The 5,930-nt window shown below is 47.0% G+C and carries 3 protein-coding genes; 1 reads left to right on the top strand and 2 read right to left on the bottom strand.

What is annotated here, in order from left to right; all coding sequences use genetic code 11:
• Positions 1–330 precede the first annotated feature (330 nt).
• Both F6K20_RS21435 and F6K20_RS21430 read right to left on the bottom strand, forming a co-directional pair.
• On the bottom strand, positions 331–1,719 hold the full coding sequence (locus tag F6K20_RS21435) for an SDR family NAD(P)-dependent oxidoreductase (RefSeq protein WP_287248262.1): 1,389 nt from the start codon (positions 1,717–1,719) through the stop codon (positions 331–333).
• A 347-nt stretch (positions 1,720–2,066) separates the two neighbouring features.
• Positions 2,067–3,164, bottom strand: coding sequence for an acyl-CoA dehydrogenase family protein (locus F6K20_RS21430; protein WP_008191568.1), 1,098 nt, complete (start codon positions 3,162–3,164; stop codon positions 2,067–2,069).
• 466 nt (positions 3,165–3,630) lie between these two features.
• Between F6K20_RS21430 and F6K20_RS21425 the strand changes: the two genes are divergently transcribed.
• Positions 3,631–5,553, top strand: coding sequence for an ABC transporter substrate-binding protein (locus F6K20_RS21425; RefSeq protein WP_081431874.1), 1,923 nt, complete (start codon positions 3,631–3,633; stop codon positions 5,551–5,553).
• The last annotated feature ends 377 nt before the right edge of the window (positions 5,554–5,930 follow it).

Raw genomic sequence — 5,930 nt, 5'->3', positions numbered from 1 at the left:
GGTTTCCCCCGGAGACGAAACCTTAGACAGGGGAGCCTTTATGGTTGGTAGGCTATGCAGATGCATGGTTAAAACTTGAGGCGCGACCCCGTAATTTAATTCTTCACGCGGAAAGCGCGCCTCCATTGATTAAGGCTCCCCTGTCTTACGGTAACTTCAAACCACTCGCTATTGCATCAAGACAATGATGATTTTGAAGGACAAATTAAGTACATTTTCTTATCCCCCACACCCCACGCCCCACACCCCACACCTGAGGTCTTTGTAAAAAACCTACCCTTATGAGGTTAGGGGGGATTCCTCTTGCCTTGCGCGTAGCGCTATATTACTTCACCAATCAAATGGTTTATAGTCTTTCAGGAACACCCCATAGAGGCGCTCCCCTGCTAACCCGCGCACAATGGGATCATAAACCCGTGCAGCGCCATCAATCACATCAAGTGGTGGACGGAATCCTTGCTGACGGAGGTATTCACGCACAGGATGAGGCTTCTCGTCCGTAATCCAACCCGTGTCAACACTGGTCATATAAATGCGATCGCAAACATAATCCATCCCCACCGTTCGGGTCATCATGTTCAGTGCAGCTTTAGCCATATTAGTGTGGGGATGATAGGGTGTCTTATTACCATAGGAGAATTGACCTTCTACAGCAGAGACATTGACAATATAACGATCCTCGAAAGGAGATGCCATCAGTGACGGCTTCAAGCGGGAATTAAATAAGTAAGGTGCCATAGTCGTTACCAACCAAGCCTCAACCATCTCGATCGGCTCAACCTGGTCAAGTAAGAGTCGCCAGCTATTAACATGCCTCAAATCTAAGGGCTGACCCTCAATGTCAAGGACTCCATCCGGAAAGTTTGGATCCTCCTTGCTGCTCAGACAGAGCTGGTAAAAAGCGTTAAGTGCTGACTTCTTTACCAGAGCCTCTGATTCAGCTTTCACCCATTGCCTGGTTTGTTGATCCAGACTCTCCATCTCCCCTTGGACAAGAGCTTTGAAGTATGCAGGTGGGCGGCGAATGGTTTGGGCAGCATTATTGATAATAATATTGAGTGGGGGAGATGCCAGCAACTGATCGATAAATGCCATCACCCCACGCAGATCACGAAAGTCTAGCCCGTAGATTTCCAATCGCTCACCCCATACCTGTGAATCTTTCTCAGCCAGGTATCGACGGGCGGCATCTTTCGGGAATCGGGTGGTTACAATCACATGAGCACCGTCCCGTAGCATTTTGAGTGCAATGTGATACCCAATCTTAATCCGTCCACCCGTGACTAGCACTCGCCGACCCTGTAAGTCAGTTCGGGCGTAGCGCCGACTATAGTGTTCCGGGGCACAGTTAGGACAAAACTGGTGGTAAAAGTGATGTACACGTTTGTAAGGCTGCTTGCACAGGTAGCATAGCTGGGGAGTATAGAGTTGATCATGCTCAAGGGATACCCCTGCAGCCAGCTGGCGTAATCGTTCCGGCAAGGCTTCGCCATGAATCTGGGCGCGAGCGAGCAAAGCCAAGTCATGCTGACGGCGAGCCTGCTTGCGCTGGTGGCGACGCTTTTGTTTGAGTCGCTTCATCAGTGCTGAGGCCGCCCGTTCAATAGTCAACAGCTGTGGATTGTCACTGGACATCCTACCCGCTGCCTCCAGCACCCTCAGGCAAATGGCTAACTCCTGCTCATTGAAACTTGGGTGATGGGGTTGGGTAATATCCATAGTTGTATGTACTACACAAGCTGTACTACACAGACAGAATTCGGCGGGGGCGATTCAGCAAAGCCGACTTGTTCACAGCTTAGAAGGCTGGTGTGACTGCCTCTGCACTACGTTCCATTATAATACAATTATATTACAGAAGTAGATTAGATGTTGATAAATACCACAAAGTTAGCAGAAGGGCAAGATATGGGAGTATAGGAGTTTCTAAGTCAGTCAATCAGGATTCACCCACAGGAAACATTTATAGCACTACCCATTCAGATGTTTGACATTTCTAAACTCCGAAACCTAGTCCTAGCTGACTTCTGACTTTTGACTTCTGACTTCTGACGCTAAGCGTAGCGCTATACCAACCGAGCCAGAGTTCCCTCCATGATAGCCGTGCTTTGACCAGAGACAGTAAATACCAAAGCTTCCCGATAGACTCGCTGGGCAGCATGGTGTTTGTAGTTAGCAGCACCACTAGACACAGTCACCCCTGCTTGAGCACATCTTCCTGCTAAGTTAATTGCCCAAGTCCTCAGTTGTAGCCGTTGTTGAAAAGTCTGAGAATTTGCTTGTGCTGCTTGGATCATAGCTGTCTGGCAGCGAGTGAATTCCCCGTGGAGGGATTCAAAAGTATTGTATAGAAAATCCAGTTGCTTGGTTTTGGCAGCCGCTTCTACAATGTCCAGTCCAGCTTGGGCACATCCTAGGGCCAAAAAACCAGCAGACAAAAGTTTCTTCTGGTCATTTTCGTGAATTGCACCTGCTTTAGCAATCGAGACCACACGTTCTTCAGGTAAGAACCAATCGGTAAGGGTAGCACTAACCGTATTGGTGGATTCCATCGCCGCCAGTGCCATGGGTTTGCTAAAGGTAATAGTACCACCTCCATCTTGGCAAGTTGGAGTCAATGGCACCATACCGTAAACTTCTCGACCATCAGGCAATACTGCACCAATGACAAACTCTTGAAACAAGCTAAACCCAGTAACCCAAGGCACTTTTCCATTGATATGATATCCACCATCTACCGGAATAGCTTTCACCGGTGGGTTACCTGTTCGTCGCACTTGGGAAAAGCCGATACCAACTAGCACTTGACCCTTGGCTAATTTAGGAAGATACTGGTGCTTCAACGATTCATTCTCAGAGTAGGCGATCATTGCTCCAGCACTCTGGTGTTGCATTTGCAAGAATGCCAAAGCACCGGAATACCGTGCTAACAGTTGCTGGAAGTAGCCAAAGGTTGTGCTACTTACTTCTAGACCTCCCCAGGATTTCGGAATCCTTAGCCCTAGCAAAGTGCGAACGCTCATTCCCTTGAGAGCCTCTCGTAACACCTCAGGAGCACTATCAATTTCTGAAGCCAAGGGAGCAACGGATTCCCTGAGATAAGACTCCGCTGTCTCTAATAGGGTTTGGTGCTCATTATCGGGATACCGTTTGATCACCTGCATCAACCTTTCTAGTTACTCTGATCTACTACATTAATACTGCCACTGTGATTGTAAGCTATCAGCTATCAGCTATCAGTTATCAGTTATAGCAACCGAAGTATAGTTTAGGACAGAGTATTTTGGTTGAAAGGGACTTCGGAGCAGGGACTTCGGAGCAGGGAGCAGAAATATGTCTTAAGCTTTACTTCGACTGCTATATCAGTTATCAGTTATCAGTTATCAGCTTTTGAAGAAAACAGGTAAGCATTCGTTTAATCTGAGTTAAGTCTGCTGACAGCTGACGGCACCTCAAGTAGCACCATCTGTAGCGCATATGCTTACCTGTGATTTATAGCATTGCGTAATTCAGTGAGCTACTTTCACCAAAAAAAGCGATCGCGTAGGGTCGGCAAAGCCGAATCGCAGCTGTGAATACCAACTAAAAAGCAACTAAAAAACCGTTTCTTCCACGTTGTGGATCAAGACAATGAACAAAAGTTTATTTAAAAATATCTTCTTATCCAAAACTACTTCTTCCCTCCCCACACTCCCCACACTCCCCACACTCCCTACACTCCCCACACTCCCTATACACCCTATCTGCTCTATAAATTCCACACACCCCACACTTCCCACACTCCCCACACTCCTCCCTCTTCAAGCAGTTGCGCTGGCGCTATCTTGTCTATTAATCCTCACAGGTTGTCATCCGAACCAGTTTAAGACTCAAGCAGCTCAGGTCTCTCAACTAGTGTTAGCTACTCCTAGTGACCCAGCTACCTTTAACGCTATTGTTAATACCTCTCCCTTCGGTGTATTTGGTTACCTCTACGAAGGATTGTTGAGTGAGAATGGCATGACAGGGGAGTTGGAACCAGGACTAGCTGAATCTTGGGACATTTCCTCAGACCGACAGCAGATCACCTTCACCCTGCGGGATGGGGTAAAGTGGTCTGATGGGGCACCCCTAACAGTGGATGATGTGATCTTTACCTATCAGCAGCTTTACCTGAATCCCAAGATTCCCACAGTCTCCCGAGATTTCCTCCAGATTGGTAGTACTGGTAAGTACCCATCGGTGCGCAAACTAGATCAGCGGCGAGTTGAGTTTACCTTACCAGAACCCTTTGCGCCATTTGTGAGATACGCCGGAACCCTAGCCATTCTACCGGCTCATGCCTTAAAAGAGTCTGTGCAAGCCACTGATGGTAATGGCAATCCCCAGTTTCTTGCCACTTGGGGCACTGACACCAATCCCCAAGATATTGTTAGCAATGGTCCCTATCGACTACAAAAGTATACCCCTGCTGAGCGAGTCATCCTACAACGCAACCCTTATTACTGGCGTGCTGATGCTCAGGGAAATCCCCAACCCTACATTCAACGGATTGTCTTGCAAGTTATCCCATCCTCTGATAACCAGTTACTCAGATTTCGCTCTGGGGAGTTGGATAGCCTCAGAGTAAATCCTGAGGCCTTTGGGTTACTCAAACGAGAGGAAAAGCGGGGGAAATACACCATTTACAATGGAGGACCGATGCCTAGCATTAGGTTTGTCGGTTTTAATCTCAACAAAGCTCGCAATGCTCAAGGAAAACCTTTCGTAGACCCAGTCAAGTCTCGTTGGTTCAATACCTTGGCCTTTCGACAAGCGGTAGCCTATGCTATTGACCGGGAAAGGATGAAAACTAATATTTATCGGGGACTCGGTGAAGTACAACATTCCCCCATTGCTGTCCAAAGTCCCTATTACCTGTCCCCAGAAGAAGGGTTAAAAGTCTACAACTATCAACCCCAGAAGGCCAAACAATTACTATTAGACGCTGGTTTCAGATATAACTCCCAAAATCAGCTGCTGGATTGGGATGGCAACCGGGTAAGATTTACTATGCTGGTGAAATCAGACGATAAGTCCCGAGTAGACGCAGCAATTCAGATTAAACAAGACTTAAGCCAAATTGGGATAGAAGCAGATTTGCAGGTACTCAGCTTCAACCTTGTGCTCAGAAAGCTTCTATCGACTCGAGATTGGGAGTGTTATGTGGGTGCGTTTGGAGCAGGAGTAAATGAGCCTCACAATGTATTTGTGTTCTGGTACAGTGGAGGCTCGTTTCATCAATTTAATCAAGGTCCTCAACCCGGACAACCACCACTGGCAGGATGGGAAGTGTCTGACTGGGAGCAAGAGATTGACCGTCTGTTCAATGCTGGGATAAAAGAACTTGATCAGAGCAAACGCAAAGTCATTTATGGTCAATTCCAGGAAATCGTTGCCGAGGAGTTGCCCGTGTTTTTCCTGGTCAATTCACTAGACTTTCAGGCAGTACGCGATCGCATCGAGAATATCAAATTTTCTAGCTTAGGGGGACCGTTATGGAACATTGATGAGCTGAGAATTGCGGAAAACTAATCAAGTCTTGGGTCTTGGGGGATGGGGATTGTGGGGAGATGGGGAGATGGGGAGATGGGGAGAGTGTGGGGGTGTGAGGGCTAATAATTGGTAGAAAAATTTCTGCAAGACCTGCCCACAGACCGTCCTTACAGCTTATCCCTATAGGGTACCAGGACTAGAATGTGCGCGGAAAATTTGCTAAATTATAGTGTTTTTGGCAACATTATTTTAGTAATAAAACTGACAAAATTCATGAATTTTTACTCTTCTCGAATAAAATACTCCTTTAGCCTCTCTAGTGCTATTTTTCTGAGTCTCGGAACTGCAGAAATAGCCACTGCTGCCACTTTCAGTGATGCACCCATTTTTTCTGAAGTTGATAGCTTCAGTACTAA

Origin of the sequence: Moorena sp. SIO2C4 (genome assembly GCF_010672485.1) — a bacterium.
GTDB classification, from domain to species: domain Bacteria; phylum Cyanobacteriota; class Cyanobacteriia; order Cyanobacteriales; family Coleofasciculaceae; genus Moorena; species Moorena producens.
This window is presented reverse-complemented; position numbering and strand designations above follow the sequence as displayed.